This window comes from Streptomyces sp. SudanB182_2057, assembly GCF_964272715.1.
Classification (GTDB): Bacteria; Actinomycetota; Actinomycetes; order Streptomycetales; family Streptomycetaceae; genus Streptomyces; species Streptomyces rubradiris.
In genome coordinates, this window is sequence record NZ_OZ186798.1 from 7,011,562 (window position 1) to 7,028,918 (window position 17,357).

At 73.1% G+C, this 17,357-nt stretch carries 19 protein-coding genes; 8 read left to right on the forward strand and 11 right to left on the reverse strand.

All coding sequences use genetic code 11. The annotated features are described in order from the left end of the window. The first annotated feature begins 4 nt into the window (after positions 1-4). From ACSURM_RS31205 to ACSURM_RS31220, 4 genes are all read left to right on the forward strand, one after another. Positions 5-679: an urease accessory protein UreF gene (locus ACSURM_RS31205; protein ID WP_436959102.1), complete on the forward strand. Its 675-nt coding sequence runs from the start codon at positions 5-7 to the stop codon at positions 677-679. Positions 680-779: 100 nt separating this feature from the next. Further along, entirely contained in the window at positions 780-1,457 is a 678-nt protein-coding gene (gene ureG, locus ACSURM_RS31210) for an urease accessory protein UreG (RefSeq protein WP_436959103.1), read from the forward strand. Next, on the forward strand, positions 1,445-2,218 hold the full coding sequence (locus ACSURM_RS31215) for an urease accessory protein UreD (protein ID WP_436959104.1): 774 nt from the start codon (positions 1,445-1,447) through the stop codon (positions 2,216-2,218). The genes ureG and ACSURM_RS31215 overlap by 13 nt, the downstream gene beginning before the upstream one ends. A 146-nt stretch (positions 2,219-2,364) precedes the next feature. Continuing rightward, positions 2,365-3,960, forward strand: a complete 1,596-nt coding sequence (locus ACSURM_RS31220; RefSeq protein ID WP_436959105.1) for an alpha/beta hydrolase — start codon at positions 2,365-2,367, stop codon at positions 3,958-3,960. A gap of 51 nt (positions 3,961-4,011) precedes the next feature. Here the strand turns inward: ACSURM_RS31220 and ACSURM_RS31225 are convergent, their stop codons facing one another. Together ACSURM_RS31225 and ACSURM_RS31230 are read right to left on the reverse strand one after the other, a co-directional pair. Then, positions 4,012-5,034, reverse strand: a complete 1,023-nt coding sequence (locus ACSURM_RS31225) for an NAD-dependent epimerase/dehydratase family protein (protein ID WP_436959106.1) — start codon at positions 5,032-5,034, stop codon at positions 4,012-4,014. Between the two features lie 58 nt (positions 5,035-5,092). After that, positions 5,093-5,806, reverse strand: coding sequence for a lysophospholipid acyltransferase family protein (locus ACSURM_RS31230; RefSeq protein ID WP_436959107.1), 714 nt, complete (start codon positions 5,804-5,806; stop codon positions 5,093-5,095). Between the two features lie 235 nt (positions 5,807-6,041). On the opposite strand from ACSURM_RS31230, the gene ACSURM_RS31235 reads away from it, so the two are divergent. Then, on the forward strand, positions 6,042-6,440 hold the full coding sequence (locus ACSURM_RS31235; protein WP_436959108.1) for a DUF6153 family protein: 399 nt from the start codon (positions 6,042-6,044) through the stop codon (positions 6,438-6,440). A gap of 95 nt (positions 6,441-6,535) precedes the next feature. Further along, positions 6,536-7,171, forward strand: coding sequence for a DUF305 domain-containing protein (locus ACSURM_RS31240; RefSeq protein WP_436959109.1), 636 nt, complete (start codon positions 6,536-6,538; stop codon positions 7,169-7,171). 48 nt (positions 7,172-7,219) lie between these two features. Here ACSURM_RS31240 and rocD read toward each other — a convergent pair whose 3' ends face one another. The 8 genes from rocD to ACSURM_RS31280 form a co-directional block, all read right to left on the reverse strand. After that, positions 7,220-8,437 carry an ornithine--oxo-acid transaminase gene (rocD, locus tag ACSURM_RS31245; protein ID WP_436959110.1) on the reverse strand — a complete coding sequence of 406 codons (1,218 nt, stop codon included), beginning with the start codon at positions 8,435-8,437 and terminating at the stop codon, positions 7,220-7,222. Further along, complete coding sequence (gene ddaH / locus ACSURM_RS31250) at positions 8,437-9,246, reverse strand: dimethylargininase (RefSeq protein ID WP_436959111.1); 810 nt, start codon at positions 9,244-9,246, stop codon at positions 8,437-8,439. Before ddaH ends, rocD begins: the two co-directional genes overlap by 1 nt. Before the next feature lie 152 nt (positions 9,247-9,398). After that, entirely contained in the window at positions 9,399-9,884 is a 486-nt protein-coding gene (locus ACSURM_RS31255; protein WP_436959112.1) for an Lrp/AsnC family transcriptional regulator, read from the reverse strand. 34 nt (positions 9,885-9,918) lie between these two features. Beyond that, positions 9,919-10,095: a hypothetical protein gene (locus ACSURM_RS31260; protein ID WP_436959113.1), complete on the reverse strand. Its 177-nt coding sequence runs from the start codon at positions 10,093-10,095 to the stop codon at positions 9,919-9,921. A gap of 136 nt (positions 10,096-10,231) precedes the next feature. After that, positions 10,232-11,182 carry a cytochrome c oxidase assembly protein gene (locus tag ACSURM_RS31265; protein WP_436959114.1) on the reverse strand — a complete coding sequence of 317 codons (951 nt, stop codon included), beginning with the start codon at positions 11,180-11,182 and terminating at the stop codon, positions 10,232-10,234. Between the two features lie 103 nt (positions 11,183-11,285). After that, entirely contained in the window at positions 11,286-12,311 is a 1,026-nt protein-coding gene (locus ACSURM_RS31270; RefSeq protein WP_436959115.1) for a 6-phosphofructokinase, read from the reverse strand. Between the two features lie 238 nt (positions 12,312-12,549). Beyond that, positions 12,550-13,278, reverse strand: coding sequence for a type 1 glutamine amidotransferase (locus ACSURM_RS31275; RefSeq protein ID WP_436959116.1), 729 nt, complete (start codon positions 13,276-13,278; stop codon positions 12,550-12,552). A 21-nt stretch (positions 13,279-13,299) separates the two neighbouring features. Then, on the reverse strand, positions 13,300-14,538 hold the full coding sequence (locus ACSURM_RS31280) for a MurT ligase domain-containing protein (protein ID WP_436959117.1): 1,239 nt from the start codon (positions 14,536-14,538) through the stop codon (positions 13,300-13,302). Between the two features lie 153 nt (positions 14,539-14,691). Between ACSURM_RS31280 and def the strand changes: the two genes are divergently transcribed. Next, the gene (def, locus tag ACSURM_RS31285; protein ID WP_436959118.1) at positions 14,692-15,237 is read left to right on the forward strand and encodes a peptide deformylase; all 546 of its coding nucleotides are present in this window, start codon (positions 14,692-14,694) and stop codon (positions 15,235-15,237) included. Between the two features lie 28 nt (positions 15,238-15,265). On the opposite strand, the gene ACSURM_RS31290 is transcribed toward def, so the two are convergent. Further along, positions 15,266-15,910: a TetR family transcriptional regulator gene (locus ACSURM_RS31290; protein WP_359049574.1), complete on the reverse strand. Its 645-nt coding sequence runs from the start codon at positions 15,908-15,910 to the stop codon at positions 15,266-15,268. 164 nt (positions 15,911-16,074) lie between these two features. On the opposite strand from ACSURM_RS31290, the gene ACSURM_RS31295 reads away from it, so the two are divergent. Continuing rightward, complete coding sequence (locus ACSURM_RS31295; RefSeq protein ID WP_436959119.1) at positions 16,075-17,331, forward strand: acyl-CoA dehydrogenase family protein; 1,257 nt, start codon at positions 16,075-16,077, stop codon at positions 17,329-17,331. Positions 17,332-17,357: the final 26 nt, after the last annotated feature.

Here is a 17,357-nt window from a genome sequence, read left to right on the forward strand (position 1 = left end):
CGCGATGACACGGGCAGCACTGCTCGTCCTGGCCGACGGCCGCTTCCCCGCCGGAGGGCACGCGCACTCCGGCGGGGCCGAGGCAGCCGTCAAGGCCGGACGCATCACCGACCCCGCGAGCCTGGAGGACTTCTGCCGGGGCCGCCTGCACACCGCGGGGCTGACCGCGGGCGCGCTGGCGGCGGCGGCCGTCCTCGGCGCCGACCCGCGCGAGCTGGACGCGGCGGCCGACGCCCGCACCCCGTCCCCGGCGCTGCGGACCGCCGCCCGGCGCCTGGGCCGGCAACTGCTGCGGGCCGCGCGGACGACCTGGCCGTGCGCCGAACTGGACGCGCTCGCCCGGGAGTTCCCCAAGGGCGCCCATCAGCCGGTCGTGCTCGGCCTCGCCGCGCGGGCGGCCGGGCTCACGCCGGAGGACGCCGCCCACTGCGCGGTCTACGAGAGCGTGAGCGGCCCGGCGACCGCCACCGTGCGGCTGCTCAGCCTCGACCCGTTCGACGCGACGGCCGTGCTGGCCCGGCTGGCGCCCGAGTTGGACCGGGTCGCGGACGCCGCGGTGGAGGCGGCGCGGTCGGTGGCCGCCGAGGGCGTCGACGCGCTCCCGGCGGTGTCGGCCCCGCTGCTGGAGGTCATGGCACAGGCCCACGCGGCCTGGCCGGTCCGGCTGTTCGCGTCATGAGCCCGCCCCCCTGCCCACCCGGCTGAACAGCAGCTTCCGCCCCGGCCGGTACCTCTTCTCCCCCCGACCAGTACCGGGCCTCTCGCACAAGGAGCCGTCCATGCACCTCGACCACTCCCACCCCGCCCCCGCCGCCGTCAGCGCGGACGCCCACCGCCCGGACGGGGCCCGCCGAGCCCTGCGGGTCGGGCTCGGCGGGCCCGTCGGGTCCGGCAAGACCGCCACCGTCGCCGCCCTGTGCCGGGCACTGCGCGACGAGCTGTCCCTCGCGGTCGTCACCAACGACATCTACACCCGCGAGGACGCCGAGTTCCTGCTCCGGGAGGCCGTGCTGCCGCCCGAGCGGATCACCGCCGTCGAGACGGGCGCCTGCCCGCACACCGCGATCCGCGACGACATCTCCGCCAACCTGGAAGCGGTGGAAGACCTGGAGGACGCGGTCGGCCCGCTGGACCTGATCCTCGTCGAGTCCGGCGGCGACAACCTCACCGCCACCTTCTCCAAGGGGCTCGTGGACGCCCAGATCTTCGTGATCGACGTGGCCGGCGGCGACGACATCCCGCGCAAGGGCGGCCCCGGCGTCAGCACCGCCGACCTGCTCGTCATCAACAAGACCGACCTCGCCCCGTACGTCGGCTCCGACCTCGCCCGGATGGCCGCCGACGCCAAGGCGCAGCGTGCCGAACTCCCCGTCGTCCTCCAGTCGTTGCGCGGCGAGACGGGCGTGGCCGACGTGGCCGCGTGGGTGCGGGGGCGGCTCGCCGCGTGGGCCGCGTGACCGCCTCGGGGGTCCGGGTCCGGGCGAGGGCCCGGATTGTCGCCCGCGCCGACGGGCGCGGCGGCACGGCCCTGCCCGTGCTGGACGGCGAGGGCCCGCTGGCGCCGCGCCGCACCCGGTCCGCCGGGTCCTGGGCGAAGGTGGTGCTCGTCGGCGCGATGAGCGGACCGCTCGGCGGCGACCGCTTCACCCTGGACGCCCGGGTGGAGGAGGGTGCCCGGCTGCACGTCGGGTCGGCCGCCGCCACCCTCGCCCTGCCGGGGCAGGCCAAGGGCGAGGCCCGGTACGACGTCCGGCTCGACGTGGCCGACGGCGCCGAACTGCGCTGGCTGCCCGAGCAGTTGATCTCCGCCGACGGCAGCGACCTGTACGTCACCACCCGGGTCGAACTCGGCGCCGGCGCCCGGCTCGTGCTGCGCGAGGAACAGGTGCTGGGGCGGACCGGGGAGCAGCCCGGGCGGCTCACCAGCCGGCTGACCGTACGGGTGGCGGGCCGGACCGTGCTGGACCAGGAGCTGTCCTGCGGACCCGGCGCGCCGGGCGGCTGGGACGGTCCGGCGGTGCTCGCCGGTCACCGGACGGTGGGCCAGCTCGTCGTCGTACGGCCGGAGTTCGCGACCGACCCGCCGCCCGCGCGGATGCTCGGCGAGTACGCCGCACTGGTGCCCCTCGCCGGCCCGGCGGCGCTCGTCAGCGCGGTCGCCCCGGACGCGCTGAGCCTGCGCCGGACCCTGGACCAGGTACTGACCACTCTCTGCTGACCGGTCACCCACCCTTTCGCTCAACGGGACATGATCATCCGGTTATCGGATTGGTAAAGATGCCCGGAAAACCCTGTCCCCGGCGCCCTCACAGCCGAGAGGATCCCCGTCTGACCACTCGCATCGAGGTAGGGGGAGGGGCCCACGTGAGGGAACACAGACCGAAGAGCCGCCTGCTGGCGCTCGGTTCCGCCGGAGTACTCGTCACCGCCACCCTGATCGCCGGCGCCGTGTCGGCGCCCGTGGCCGGGGCCGCCTCCCGGCCCGCACAGGACCGGGAGGCCAAGGGCGCCGAGATAGCCGCCGCCCGGGCCGCGAAGACGGGCATCAAGTGGCAGGACTGCCCGGCCGACTGGGGGCTGGAGAAGCCCATCCAGTGCGGCTGGGTCAGCGTGCCGCTCGACTACGCCCACCCCTACGGCAAGCAGATCAAGCTCGCCGTGGACCGCATCGGCAACACCGGCACCAAGAAGGAGCGCCAGGGCGCGCTCGTCTACAACCCCGGCGGCCCCGGCGGCTCCGGCCTGCGCTTCCCGCGCCGGGTCACCACCAACAACGCCATCTGGGCGAACGTCGCCAAGGCATACGACTTCGTCGGCTTCGACCCGCGCGGCGTCGGCCACTCCACGCCCATCTCCTGCGTCGACCCGCAGGAGTACGTCAAGGCGCCCAAGCCGGACCCGGTGCCGGACAGCGAGGCCGACAAGACCGCGCAGCGCAAGCTCGCCCGCGCGTACGCCGAGGGCTGTGCCGAGCGCAGCGGCGCGATGCTGCCGCACATGACCACCCCCAACACCGCCCGCGACCTGGACGTCATCCGCGCCGCGCTGGGCGAGAAGAAGCTCAACTACCTCGGCGTCTCCTACGGCACCTACCTCGGCGCCGTCTACGGCACCCTCTTCCCGGGCCACCTGCGCCGCATGGTCGTGGACAGCGTGGTCGACCCCTCCCGCGAGAAGATCTGGTACCAGGCCAACCTGGACCAGGACGTCGCCTTCGAGGGCCGCTGGCAGGACTGGCAGGACTGGGTCGCCGCCAACGACGCCGCCTTCCACCTCGGCACCACCCGCGCCGCCGTCCAGGCCAAGTGGCTCCAGTTGCGCGCCACCGCCAAGAAGCACCCGATCGGCGGCGTCGTCGGCCCGGCCGAGCTGATCTCCTTCTTCCAGAGCGCGCCGTACTACGACTCCTCGTGGGTGCCGGTCGCCACGGTCTTCAGCAAGTACGTCGCCGGTGACACCCAGGCGCTGGTCGACGCCGCCGCCCCCGACCTGTCGGACACGGCGGGCAACATCGCCTCCGAGAACGGCAACGCCGTCTACACGGCCGTCGAGTGCGCCGACGCCAAGTGGCCCACCAGCTGGCAGAAGTGGAACCGGGACAACACCCGGCTCCACCAGGACCACCCCTTCCTGACCTGGTCCAACGCCTGGATGAACCTGCCGTGCGCCACCTGGCCGGCCAAGCAGCACACCCCCCTCGAGGTCAAGACCCACAAGGGCCTGCCGAAGGTGCTGATCGTGCAGTCCGCCCGGGACGCCGCCACCCCGTACGGCGGCGCCGTCGAGCTGCACAAGCGCTTCAAGGGCTCCCGGCTGATCACCGAGAGGAACGCGGGCTCCCACGGCGTGACCAGCCTGGTCAACCCGTGCGTCAACCAGCGCGTCGACGCCTACCTGCTCAAGGGCGCGCTGGACGGCAAGGACGTGACCTGCGCCCCGCACGCCACGCCCAAGCCGTAACCGCGTCACCACGCGGACCAGGGGCGGCCGGAGCTTCCGGCCGCCCCTCGGCTATGCCGCGCACCAGGCGTCCTCCGCCGCGTAGTCGAACAGGTCCGGGTAAACCCGCGCGAGCAGCGGGAACGCCTCCCGCCAGTCCCGCCCGCGCACCCGCCCGGCGAGCCACTCCACCGTTTCGGGCAGGCTGTCCGCGTAGGACACCACCGGCCGGTAGCCCAGCTCCCGCCGAGCGGCGGACATGTCGCACACCACCGGCAGCGGCACCGACCAGGGCGTGCGTCCCACCGAGCCCTCCGGCGGACCGTCCAGGCACACCGTCCGGGTCTCGGCCCCCATCACGGCGTCCACCGCCGCGCCGATCTCCGCTGCCGTCGGCGCCTCGGCGTCACAGGCGTTGAGCACCCGCGAACCCGGCCGGGCCGCCGCCAGCCGCACCAGCTCGGCGATGGTCCGGGTGCTCGACGGATGGAACCGGCTCTCGCCCCGGTACGCCAGCACCCGCCGCTTCCGGCCGTCCAGGTTCCGCTTGACGAAGTACAGCTCGCGCGGCAGCGGGCTGTACGGCCCGTGCACCGCGCCCGCCCGCAACACCGTGACCGGGAACGCGTCACCGGCGGCGAGCAGCTCCGCCTCCAGCGCGGCCTTGCGGGTGCTGTAGGTGGCCTCGCCCGGCGCGACCGTCGGCTGGGTCTCGGGCACCGGCACGGGGTAGACGGGGAAGCCGTCCGGCTCGCCCTGGGTGTCGAAGCCCCGCCCGGCGCCGTCCTCGTACACGGCCACGCTGGAGATCACCACCGCCGAGCCGATCCGGTCCGCGAGCGACGTCAACTGCCGGGCGTGCCCTGCGTCATAGGCGACCACGTCGACCAGCAGCTCGCAGCCGTCGCCCACCAGCGCGGCCAGGGCGTCGCCGTCCGCGCGGTCCACCCGGGCCGTGCGCACCCCCTCGTCCCAGCCCGCGTCCCGGCCCCCGCCGCGCGAGACCGCCGTCACCGCCCAGCCGTCCCGGGCCAGCGCGTCCACCACCGGACGGCCGATCTGCCCGGCCGCCCCGATCACCACCGCTTTCCTCATGCGGCGAGCCTAGGCACTCCCGCCGCCGCGGGCGCGGATCTTCTGCCGACGGCAGAGGTCAGCCGAGCGGCGACCGGGGCCGGCCGTGCTCCCCGGTGGCCCGGCGCTCCTTGACGACGGCCGCGTACTCGTCGACGTACTCCTGCCCGGACAGGGTGAGGATCGCGTAGACGATCTCGTCGGTGACCGCCCGCAGCACCGCCTTCTCCCGCTCCATGCCCGCGTAGCGGGAGAAGTCCAGCGGCTCGCCGAAGCGGATCGTCACCGGGCGGACCCTCGGCACGACCCGGCCGGGCGGCTGGGCCTCGAACGTGCCGATCATCGCGCAGGGCACCACCGGCACCCCCGCCGTCAGCGCCAGCACCGCGACTCCGACCTTGCCCTTGTACAGCCTGCCGTCGTGCGACCGCGTGCCCTCCGGATAGATGCCGAGCAACTCCCCCCGGCGCAGCACCCCGAGGCCCTCGCGGAGCGCCGCCTGTCCCGCCTCCTTCCCGGAGCGGTCCACCGGGATCTGCCCGGCACCGCGGAAGAAGAACGCGGTGAGCCGGCCCTTGAGCCCAGGACCGGTGAAGTACTCGGCCTTGGCGAGGAAGGTGATGCGGCGTCTGAGTACCGCCGGCATGAGGAAGTGGTCGGCGAACGACAGATGATTGCCCGCGATGATCGCCGCTCCCGACGCGGGCACCTGCTCCAGCCCCTCGATCCGGGGCCGGAAGACCAGCCTGAGCAGCGGGCCCAGCAGCACGTACTTGAGGACGTAATAGAACACGGCTCGCCTCACTCCGTCGGGCCGGCGGCGGACCGTCGGCGGCACGGCACGCGGACCTGACCGCCGGCCCGGGCACCCCTTGTCATCATCCGCTGCCCGGTTCCCCGCGGCCAGTACCGCGCCACGCGTCGTACACCGCCCGGTTGCCCGCACACCGCCGCGCCGAACCAGGGGCGCGCGGGCGTGTCGCAGGGCCTGGTCCGTGCGCCGTCGCACGCCCCCGTACGATGACCCCATGCGCACCACCGGACAGCATCCGCGGCGACCGCTCGGGCGGTACCGCGCGCTGTCCGTGCTCGCGGTGCTGATCGGGCTGCTGGGCATGCACGCCCTCGCACCCGGCGGCGGAGCGGGACACCCGGAACACGCCGGACACGCCCACGCCACGCACATGACGGCCGCGCTCGTCGCCGTCGACGACTGCGTCGGCCACAGCGGCGGCCACCGGCTGCACCACGCCGACCCCAACTGCGCCTCGGGCGCGCTGAACGGCGGGCCGCACCTGGCCGCGCCGGCCCCCGACCCGGTGCCGGGACCGGCAGCGGCCCACCGACCGCGCGCCGCGTGGACCGTCGCGCCGGACGACGCCCGCGCCCCACCCGACCTGGCCGAACTCCAGCTCCTGCGGATCTAGAGGCCGCCCCGGCCGCGCCCGCCCCGCCCCGAGCGGGACGCGCGGCCGTGCCCACGCGTGCCCGAAATCCCTCCCGAACAGCAGGAGTTCCTCTCATGACCACCCGTACCCTGACGCGCCGCGTCGCCCTCGCCACGGCCGCCGTGACCTCCGCGCTCGTCCTCGCCGCCTGCGGCGGCGGCAGCGACGACAACGCCGACGGCGGCACCGGCCACACCGGTCACGGCGCCTCCGCCGCCTCCGCCACGCCGAGCGCGTCGGCCGACGCGCACAACGCCCAGGACGTCGCCTTCGCCAAGGGCATGATCCCGCACCACCAGCAGGCCCTGGAGATGGCGGAACTCGCCGCCGACCGCGCCTCCTCGGCGAAGGTGAAGGACCTCGCCGCCCGCATCGAGAAGGCACAGGACCCGGAGATCCGTACCCTCACCGGCTGGCTGAAGGCATGGGGCGAGCAGCCCCCGATGGCCGGCATGGACCACTCCGGCCACACCGGGATGTCCGGGATGATGAGCGAGGACGACATGGCCGCCCTGAAGAAGGCCACCGGCAAGGACTTCGACACCCGGTTCCTGTCGCTGATGGTCGAGCACCACCAGGGCGCCGTCGAGATGGCCGCCACCGAGAAGCGGCGGGGCCGCTCCGTCGACGCCAAGGCCATGGCGGACGCGATCATCACCGCGCAGGACGCCGAGATCAAGGAGATGAAGCGGCTCCTCGGCGCCGAGTGACACCGCGGCGGGGGCCGGTGCCGCCACCGGCCCCCGCCCGCGCGCTCCTCAGACCAGCACCTTCTCCAGCGCGCCCAGCGCCGACCGCAGCTCCTCCGTCGTGATGGTCAGCGGCGGCGCCAGCCGGATCGTGGAGCCGTGGGTGTCCTTGACCAGGACCCCCTCGCGCATCAGCCGCTCACTGATCTCCCGGCCGGTGCCGAGCGCCGGCTCGACGTCCACCCCGGCCCACAGCCCCCGGGCCCGGAACCCGGTCACGCCCCTGCCGACCAGGTCGGCCAGCCCGTCCCGCAGGACCACCCCCAGCTCGGCCGCCCGGCGTTGGAACTCGCCCGTCTCCAGCAGCTCCACCACGGCCGTGCCGACCGCCGCGGCCAGCGGATTGCCGCCGAACGTCGAACCGTGCTCACCGGGACGCAGCACGCCCAGCACCTCGCGCCGGGCCACCACCGCCGACACCGGTACGATGCCGCCGCCCAGCGCCTTGCCTAGCAGCAGCACGTCCGGCAGCACGTCCTCGTGCTCGACGGCGAGGGTGCGGCCGGTGCGGCCGAGGCCCGACTGGATCTCGTCGGCGACGAACAGACAGCCCGCGCGGCGGGTCAGCTCGCGCACCCCCGCGAGATAGCCGTCGTCCGGCACGATCACGCCCGCCTCGCCCTGGACGGGCTCGATCAGCACCGCCGCCGTGGTGTCGTCGACCGCCGCCTCCAGCGCGGCCAGGTCGTTGTACGGCACCACCTTGAAGCCGGGCGTGAAGGGCCCGAAGCCGGCCCGGGCCGTCTCGTCCGTGGAGAAGCCGACGATCGTCGTCGTACGGCCGTGGAAGTTCTCCGCCGCGACCACGATCGTCGCCCGGCCCTCGGGGACGCCCTTCACGTCGTACGCCCATTTGCGGGCCACCTTGATGCCGCTCTCCACGGCCTCCGCGCCCGTGTTCATCGGCAGCACCATGTCCATTCCGGTCAGCTCCGCGAGCCGCTCGGCGAACTCGGCCAGCCGGTCGTTGTGGAAGGCGCGGGAGGTCAGGGTGAGCCGGTCGAGCTGCCGGTGGGCGGCCTCGACCAGCGCGGGGTGCCGGTGGCCGAAGTTCAGCGCCGAGTAGCCGGCCAGCATGTCGAGGTAGCGGTTGCCCTCGACGTCCTCCACCCAACTGCCCTCGGCCCGGGCCACGACCACGGGCAGCGGGTGGTAGTTGTGCGCGAGCACCGGCTCCTCCGCGCGGATCAGCTGCTCGGACGTACGGGGGCGCGCGGGTGCGGTCATCAGCGGATCTCCTGGGTGCAGCACTTGATGCCACCGCCGGACTTGTGGAGCTCGGACAGGTCGACGGGGACGGGGACATAACCGTGATCGGCGAGGCGTGCGGCCAGCGCCCCGGCCTGGGGGGCGATGAAGACGTGCCGGCCGTCGCAGACGGAGTTCAGGCCGAAGGCCAGCGCGTCCTCGCGGGTGGCGAGCACCGCCTCCGGGTACAGCCGCCGGAGCACCTCGCGGCTGCCCGGCGAGAAGGCCTCCGGGTAGTAGCAGACGTTGTCGTCGTCGAGCACGAACAGCGCCGTGTCCAGGTGGTAGAAGTACGGGTCCACCAGCCGCAGGCCGATCACCGGCCGGCCCAGGTACTCCTGCGCCTCCCGGTGCGCCCCGGGGGTGGTGCGGAACCCGGTGCCGGCGAGCACGTACCGGCCCGTCCACACCAGGTCGCCCTCGCCCTCGGCCACCGACTCGGGCCGGTACACGTCGTAGCCGGCCGTCTTGAACCAGGTGTCGTAGTGCTCCGACTCCGGGCGCCGCTCGGGGGCGTGGAAGAGGGAACCGAAGACCCGGCCGCCGACGACGAGGGCCGCGTTGGCGGCGAACACCATGTCCGGCAGGCCGGGGACCGGCTCGACGCGGTCGACGGTGTGGCCGTGCTCCTCGTAGGCGCGGACCAGCGACCGCCACTGCTCCCGGGCCAGGCCCGCGTCGACGGGCCGGCCGGGGTGCATCCAGGGGTTGATCGCGTACTGGACGGCGAAGTGCCTGGGCTCGCAGACGAGGAATCGCCGGGGACGCGGCACACGACGTTCGGTCACAGAGGGTTCCCTCCGCTCTCCTGTGTGTCACTAGGGGGTGACACCACGTTAGGAAGGGAGGAAGACGGGCGACAAGCGCGAAAGGCTGCGTGGATGCGCAGCATCGCTGCGTTCTCACCGGGGCGCACGCACGTCTCCTGCGCGCCGCCCGGTCACTCGGGGGCCGCGTGGGTGGCGCCCGCCTCCGGGCTCTCCGGGAGCAGGTGGGACAGCACCATCACACTGATCGTCTTGCGGACGAACGGCTCGGCGCGGATCCGCTCCAGCACCTCCTCGAAGTGCTCCACGTCCCGCGCCCGCACGTGCAGCAGCGCGTCGGCACCGCCGGTCACCGTCATGGCCGCCGCGATCTCCGGATGGTTGCGGACCACCTCCGCCAGGCGCCGGGGCGGGGCCGCGCCCTCGCAGTAGACCTCGATGTAGGCCTCCGTGCGCCAGCCCAGCGCGGCCGGTTTCACCGTCGCCGTGAACCCGGTGATCACCCCGGTCTCCCGCAGCCGGTCCACCCGCCGCTTGACCGCCGTGGCGGACAGCCCCACGTCCGCGCCGATCTCGGCGAAACTCGTGCGGGCGTTCGCCATGAGCGCGGTGACGATCCGGCGGTCCAGCTCGTCGAACGCGGGTGTCCTGCTGTTCATGCGGGCACTGTAGCCAGCTCCCGCCTTCCGCGGCTCAGGACCGGGTGACGACCAGGGCCAGGGTCAGCAGCCCCAGCACCACCCAGCCGAACCACAGCCAGCCGTTGCCGCCGAGCGCGACGGTGTAGGCGGTCACGAGGACCAGCGCCCCGGCCGTGAGCGCCCCCATCGCCTTGGTGGAACCATTGGAGCCGTTGGTGGTACCGGGCATCGCGACACCCTCCTCGTGGTCCGTCCCCCACCCATGGTGCCCCGATTCCCGCCCGGGAGGCATAGGGCGGGACCCGGCGGGATACGACGAGGGGCCGGAGCCCGGTCGGCTCCGGCCCGCGCGGGGACACCCCGGCTCAGCCCTCGCGGGTGCTCAGCGAGGCCAGATAGGCGTTGTACGCCTCCAGCTCCTTGTCGCCGTCCCGGTCGGCGGCCCGGTCCTTGCGCTTGGCCTGCCGCTGCTCGGAGCGGTACCACTGGAACAGCAGCGCGATCAGCACCAGCACCGACGGGATTTCGCTGAACGCCCAGGCGATGCCGCCCGCCGCGCTCTGGTCGGACAGCGCGTCGATGCCCAGCGAGGCCGGCGGATGCTCGAACGTGCCCACCATCGGCGTCGACGCCATCATCAGCGCGATACCGAAGAACGCGTGGAACGGCATGCCCGCGAACAGCTCCAGCATCCGCATCAGATGCCCCGGCCGGTGCGGGCCGGGGTCCACACCGATGATCGGCCAGAAGAACACCACGCCGACCGCGAGGAAGTGCACCATCATCGCGATGTGCCCGGTCCTCGACCCCATCAGGAAGTCGAACAGCGGGGTGAAGTACAGGGCGTACAGGCTGGCGATGAACAGCGGGATGGTGAACGCCGGGTGGGTGATGACCCGCATGTACCGGCTGTGCAGCAGCATCAGCAGCAGCTCGCGCGGCCCCTTGCGGCCCTTGCCCGCGGCCGGCAGCGCGCGCAGCGCCAGCGTCACCGGGGCGCCGAGCAGGATCAGGATCGGCGACAGCATGCTGATCACCATGTGCTGCACCATGTGCACGCTGAACATGACCATGCCGTAGTCGTTCAGCTTGGTGCACATCACCAGGGCGATGGTGAGCACGCCGACGACGTACGACACCGTCCGCCCGGCCGGCCACGCGTCCCCGCGCCGCCGCAGCCGCACGACGGCCCACCCGTACAGGGCCAGCCCGGCCACACAGGCGACGAGGAAGAAGGGGTCCGCCGACCACGCAAGCCCTCGCCCCAGCGTGAACGGCGGCAGATCCATCATCATGCCGTGCCCGCTGTGATCCATCCGCCGGCTCCTGTTTCGTGGGGGTTGTGCGAGTTGTCCGCCCCCAAGAGTAGAACCGCCCCCGGCCCTGACTGCGACCGGGGGCGGAATGTTCTCTCCTGAACTACAAGACGCACTCCGCCTCGTCGTACCGCTCGGCGGGAACCGTCTTCAGCGTCTCCACGGCGTCGGCCAGCGGCACCATGACGATGTCGGTCCCCCGCAGCGCGGTCATCGCGCCGAACTCCCCCCGGTGCACCGCCTCCACCGCGTGCCAGCCGAACCGCGTGGCCAGCACCCTGTCGTACGCCGTGGGCGTCCCGCCGCGCTGCACATGCCCGAGGATCACCGGCCGGGCCTCCTTGCCGAGGCGCTGCTCCAGCTCCACCGACAGCTGCCGGGCGATGCCCGCGAAGCGCTCGTGGCCGTAGACGTCCTTGCCGCCCTCGTCGAAGTCCATGGTGCCGGGGCGCGGCTTGGCGCCCTCCGCCGCGACCACGATGGCGAACCGCTTGCCGGCCGCGAACCGCTCGCCGACCTTCCGCGCCAACTCCTCGATGTCGAAGGGCCGCTCGGGCACCACGACGGCGTGGGCGCCGGCCGCCATGCCGGAGTGCAGCGCGATCCAGCCGGTGTGCCGGCCCATGACCTCCACGATGAGCACCCGCTGATGGGACTCGGCGGTGGTCTTCAGCCGGTCCAGGGCCTCGGTCGCCACGGTCACCGCGGTGTCGAAACCGAAGGTGACATCGGTGACCGCGATGTCGTTGTCGATGGTCTTCGGCACGCCCACGATGGGCAGACCGTTGTCCGAGAGCAGCCGGGCCGCCTTCAGGGTGCCCTCGCCGCCGATCGGGATGATCGCGTCCAGGCCCAGTTCCGCGACATGGCCCCGGGCGCGCTCCACACCGTCCCGCAGATGCTCCGGGCGGACCCGGGAGGAGCCGAGGACGGTGCCGCCGCGGGCCAGGATGCCGGCCACGGCGTCCAGGTCGAGCTTGCGGTAGTCGCACTCCAGGAGGCCCTTCCAGCCGTCCCGGAAACCGATGACCTCGTCGCCGTGGTCGGCGACGGCACGGTGCACGACGGACCGGATGACGGCATTCAGGCCGGGGCAGTCGCCGCCGGACGTGAGGACACCTATACGCATAGCCCGAAATACCTTCTCAACGTGGGCCGGGTGACCGGACCACGTTGTCCGGCGGATTCCCGGCCACCCTACCGGCGTGAGGGGGTGGCTCCACAGCGGGCGTCCGCCTGCTGGACGCGCCCGCACATGTGAGCGGACGAGCCGTCAGGCGGGCCCGCCGGGAGTCTGCCGGACCACGCTGACATCCCGTTGAAGGGACGGTTACGAGCGCTGCCGTACCCGCCCCTTCGCCGGCCGGTTACGCGGGCTGCTGGGCCGCCGCGATGCGCTCGTTGCGCAGCGCCTCGTACCAGCGGTCGTCGATCGGCGGCAGCGCGTTGACGTCCAGCGCCAGCTTCAGCAGCAGGTCGGCGATCAGCGGGTTGCGGGCGAGGACCGGCCCGTGCATGTACGTGCCGAACACCGTGCCGTTGTACGCGCCCTCGGTGCCGTCCCCGGTGCCGTTGCCCTTGCCGATGGTCACCCGGGCGAAGGGGCGGGCCGTCGGGCCGAGGTGGGTGACGCCCTGGTGGTTCTCGAAGCCGGTCAGCGGGGGCAGCCCGAGCTGGGGGTCGATGTCCCCGAGCACGTCGCCGACGCACCGCTCGCCCTCGCCGCGCACCGACACCACGTCGAGCAGGCCGAGGCCCGGCTCGCGCTGGCCGAGGTCGTTGATGAACTCGTGGCCGAGGATCTGGTAGCCGGCGCACACCGAGAACACGATCGCGCCGTTCTCCACCGCGCGGTGCAGGTGCCCGTCCCGGCGCAGCCGCTCCGCCGCGAGCCGCTGCGGACGGTCCTCGCCGCCGCCGATCAGGTAGATGTCGCCGGAGGTCGGGATCGGCTGGTCGCTGCGCACGTCGAGCCGGGCCACGTCCAGGCCGCGCTGCCGGGCCCGGCGCTCCACGACGAGGGCGTTGCCCTGGTCGCCGTAGGTGCTCAGCAGGTCCGGGTAGATCCACACCAGCCGCAGTTGGTTGTCGCTCATGAGGTGATCGCCCTTCGAAGATCAGTTGCCGACGCGGCGGCGCAGGTCCTGGAACGCGGTGTAGTTCGCGATGACCTCGATCCGGCCCGGCGGGCACATCTGCACGGCCTGGTCGAGGGTGTCGCAGACCTGGAAGTGCTGGTTGGCGACCTCCAGGCGGACGGCGAGGTCCAGCTTCCGGTCGCCGATGACGAAGATCGGGTGGCCGGTCAGCCGGGTGTAGTCGACGTCCCACAGCCAGGAGGTGTCGGTGCCGTCGGCCCCGCGCGCGTTCACGGACAGGATCACCGGCGCCGGCGGCGGGTCGATCAGGGAGAACGTCTCCAGCCAGCCGGCCGGGTTCTTGGCCAGCAGCAGCCTGAGGTCGCGGTTCTGGAACTGCACCACGTCGTACCGGCCGGCCACCGCCTGCACCTGGTACATCCGCTCCAGGGCGACCTGCGGCGGCACCCCGAAGACGGCGGCGACGGCCGCGGAGGACGCGGCGTTGGCCTTGTTGGCGCGGCCCGGCAGCTGGAGGTGGATCGGCCAGGCGGACCCGTGCGGGTCCAGCACGTGGTCGCCGGACAGCGCCCAGGTCGGCGTGGGCCGGCGGAAGCCGCACTCGCCGCAGAACCAGTCGTCGCCGGGGCGCTGCATCACACCGCCGCACGACGGGCAGGACCAGGCGTCGTCCTTCCACATCTGGCCGGCCGCGACCCAGACCACGTTCGGGGAGGAGGACGCGGCCCACACCACCAGCGGGTCGTCGCAGTTGGCGACGACGACCGCCTTGGAGCCGGCCAGGCCCTCGCGCCAGTTCTCGGCGAGCATCCGGGTCTCGGCCGCGCGGTCCAGCTGGTCCCGGGAGAGGTTCAGCAGCGCGATGCACTTGGGGTCGGTGTCCCGGGCCACCCCGGCCAGGTACTTCTCGTCGACCTCGATGACGCCGAACTTCGCGTCCGAGCCGCCCGCGAGGGCCGAGGTGATGCCGGCCGGCATGTTGGCGCCGAGCGCGTTCGACACGACCGGGCCCGCGGCGCGCAGCGCCTCGGCGATGAGCCGGGTGGTCGTGGTCTTGCCGTTGGTCGCCGACACCAGGACGACGTCCAGGTTCTGGGCGAGCCGTCCGAGCAGGTCGGGGTCGAGTTTGAGCGCGACCCGGCCACCGATCACCGACCCGCTGCCGCGCCCCGCGGCGCGCGATGCCGCAGCGACCGCCTTGCCCGCGGTCACGGCCAGCTTGGCCCGCGGCGTGAGCGGGTCCGAGTTGCCTGCCATCAGTTCTCGATCCTCCTTGCGTACGCGCCGCGCCTGGGGCCATCCGGCAGCGTGGTGGGACCCTCAGCCTATCGAGATCCGTTCACACACCCGAATTCCGGCCTCCGCTCACGCGCGGCGGGCATGAGCTGAAGGAACCGTACCCTTGCCGCCATGCGACACGGTTCCATTCCGGGCGCCCGCGGGCGCGTCCGGCCCCTCACCCTGCTCGGCGACGCGGCACTGCGCGAGCCCTGCCGGGACGTCACCGACTTCGGCCCCGCCCTCGCGGCCCTCGTGGAGGACCTGTTCGCCACGATGTACGCGGCGCGCGGGGTCGGGCTGGCGGCGAACCAAGTGGGCGTGCCCCTGCGGGTGTTCGTCTACGACTGCCCCGACGACGAGGACGTGCGGCACTTGGGCCACGTGGTGAACCCGCGGCTGGTGGAGGCGGACGGCGTGGTGATCCGGGGCCCGGAGGGCTGTCTGTCGCTGCCGGGGCTGGAGGCGGGCACCGAGCGCTACGACCACGCGGTGGTGGAGGGCCGGACGGTGACGGGGGAGCCGGTCACCGTGCACGGCACCGGCTTCTTCGCCCGGTGCCTCCAGCACGAGTGCGACCACCTGGAGGGAGAGATCTACGCCGACCGTCTGACGGGGTGGCGCCACCGGAGGCTGATGCGGCAGGTCTCCCGCGCCTCCTGGTACCGGGGGAGCTGACGCGACGGGGTAGTGTGGCCGGCGGCCGTCAGAAGCCCGGGCCGCCCAGCCGGTCCCCGGCGGCGGCCAGCCGGCCCCACAGCAGGTCGGCGAGGGAGCGCACCAGCTCGGCCCGGGAGCAGGGACGTTCCCCCAGCCACCAGTCGCCGGCCGCGTGCATCATCCCGACGATCCCGTGGCCCCACACCCGGGCCAGCCGCCGGCTGTCCGGTCCGAGGTCCACCCGCTCCTCGATGACCTGGGCCAGCTCCTCGCCCATCCGCCGCAGCAGCGGCACGGAGTGCTTGCCGACGTCGAAGCCCTGCTCCCCGCCGGCGCCGCCCTCGGCCGGATGCATCAGGAACCGGTACACCTGGGGCCGCGCCTCGATGGCGGCGAGGTAGGTGTCGAGGGTGGCCTCGACCCGCTCGCGCCGGCCGGCCGGCGCGTCCAGCGCCGCCCGCAGCGAGGCCAGCAGGGCGTCGGTGTGCCGCTGGGCCAGGGCCGCGTAGAGACCGCCCTTGTCGCCGAAGTGCCGGTACAGGATCGGTTTGGTGATCCCCGCCTCCGCCGCGATCGCGTTCATCGACGCCTGCGGGCCGTCGCGCAGCACCACCCGGTCGGCGGCCTCCAGCAGCTCGCGCCGGCGGCGCTCCGCGGACCGCTGCTGCTCGGTCCGCTGTGTGGTGTCCATGTGCTCTCCCCACCCGTGCTGATTCGGTGACGCCTGCGCAAACTAACACTGACGGCGCCCCTGACATCGAACGGGAGGCCGAGGGACTCGGCGGTTGACAATCCTACCGGCCGGTAACAGACTCACGTTACCGTTAGTAACATCGCAGCGCCGCTGGAGGGGACATGGCCGAGTTCACCATGGAGCTCAACGACGAGCAGAAGGAAGTCCGGGACTGGCTCCATGGCTTCGCCGCGGACGTGATCCGCCCGGCGGCCGCCGAGTGGGACGAGCGCGAGGAGACGCCCTGGCCCGTCATCCAGGAGGCCGCGAAGGTCGGCATCTACTCCCTCGACTTCTACGCGCAGCAGTACTTCGACCCCACCGGCCTCGGCATCCCGATGGCCATGGAGGAGCTGTTCTGGGGGGACGCGGGCATCGCCCTGTCCATCGTGGGCACCGGCCTCGCCGCCGTGGGCGTCCTCGCCAACGGCACCGACGAGCAGATCGGCACCTGGATCCCGCAGATGTACGGCGACCAGAACGACGTCAAGGTCGCCGCGTTCTGCTCCTCCGAGCCCGACGCCGGCTCCGACGTCGCCTCCATGCGCACCCGCGCCGTCTACGACGAGGCCAAGGACGAGTGGGTGATCAACGGCACCAAGACCTGGGCGACCAACGGCGGCATCGCCAACGTCCACGTGGTCGTCGCCGTCGTCGACCCCGACCTCGGCTCCAAGGGCCACGCCTCCTTCATCGTCCCGCCGGGCACGCCCGGCCTGTCCCAGGGGCAGAAGTTCAAGAAGCACGGCATCCGCGCCTCGCACACCGCCGAGGTCGTCCTTGACGACGTCCGGGTGCCCGGCTCCTGCCTGCTCGGCGGCAAGGAGAAGCTGGACGAGCGCCTCGCCCGGGCCCGGGAGAAGGCGAAGGCGGCCGAGGGTGTGGGGGTCCCCCCGGCCGAAGGCTGGGGGAGGGTGAAGAACGCGGCGATGGCCACCTTCGAGGCGTCCCGGCCGGCCGTCGGCGCCATGGCCGTGGGCACCGCCCGCGCCGCCTACGAGGTCGCGCTCGACTACGCGAAGACCCGTGAGCAGTTCGGGCGCCCGATCATCGACAACCAGGGCGTGGCCTTCCAGCTCGCGGACATGCGCACGCGGATCGACGCGGCCCGGCTGCTGGTGTGGCGGGCCTCCTGGATGGCCGTCAACGGCAAGCCGTTCACCGCGGCCGAGGGGTCCATGTCCAAGCTGTTCGCGAGCGAGACCGCGAAGACGGTGACCGCGCAGGCCGTCCAGATCCTGGGCGGCAACGGGTACACGCGGGAGTACCCGGTGGAGCGGATGCACCGGGACGCCGCGATCTACACCATCTTCGAGGGGACCAGCGAGATCCAGCGGCTGGTCATCGCCCGGACCCTGTCCGGCATGCCCATCCGGTGACGCCGGGGCGGGGCCGCGTACCGCGC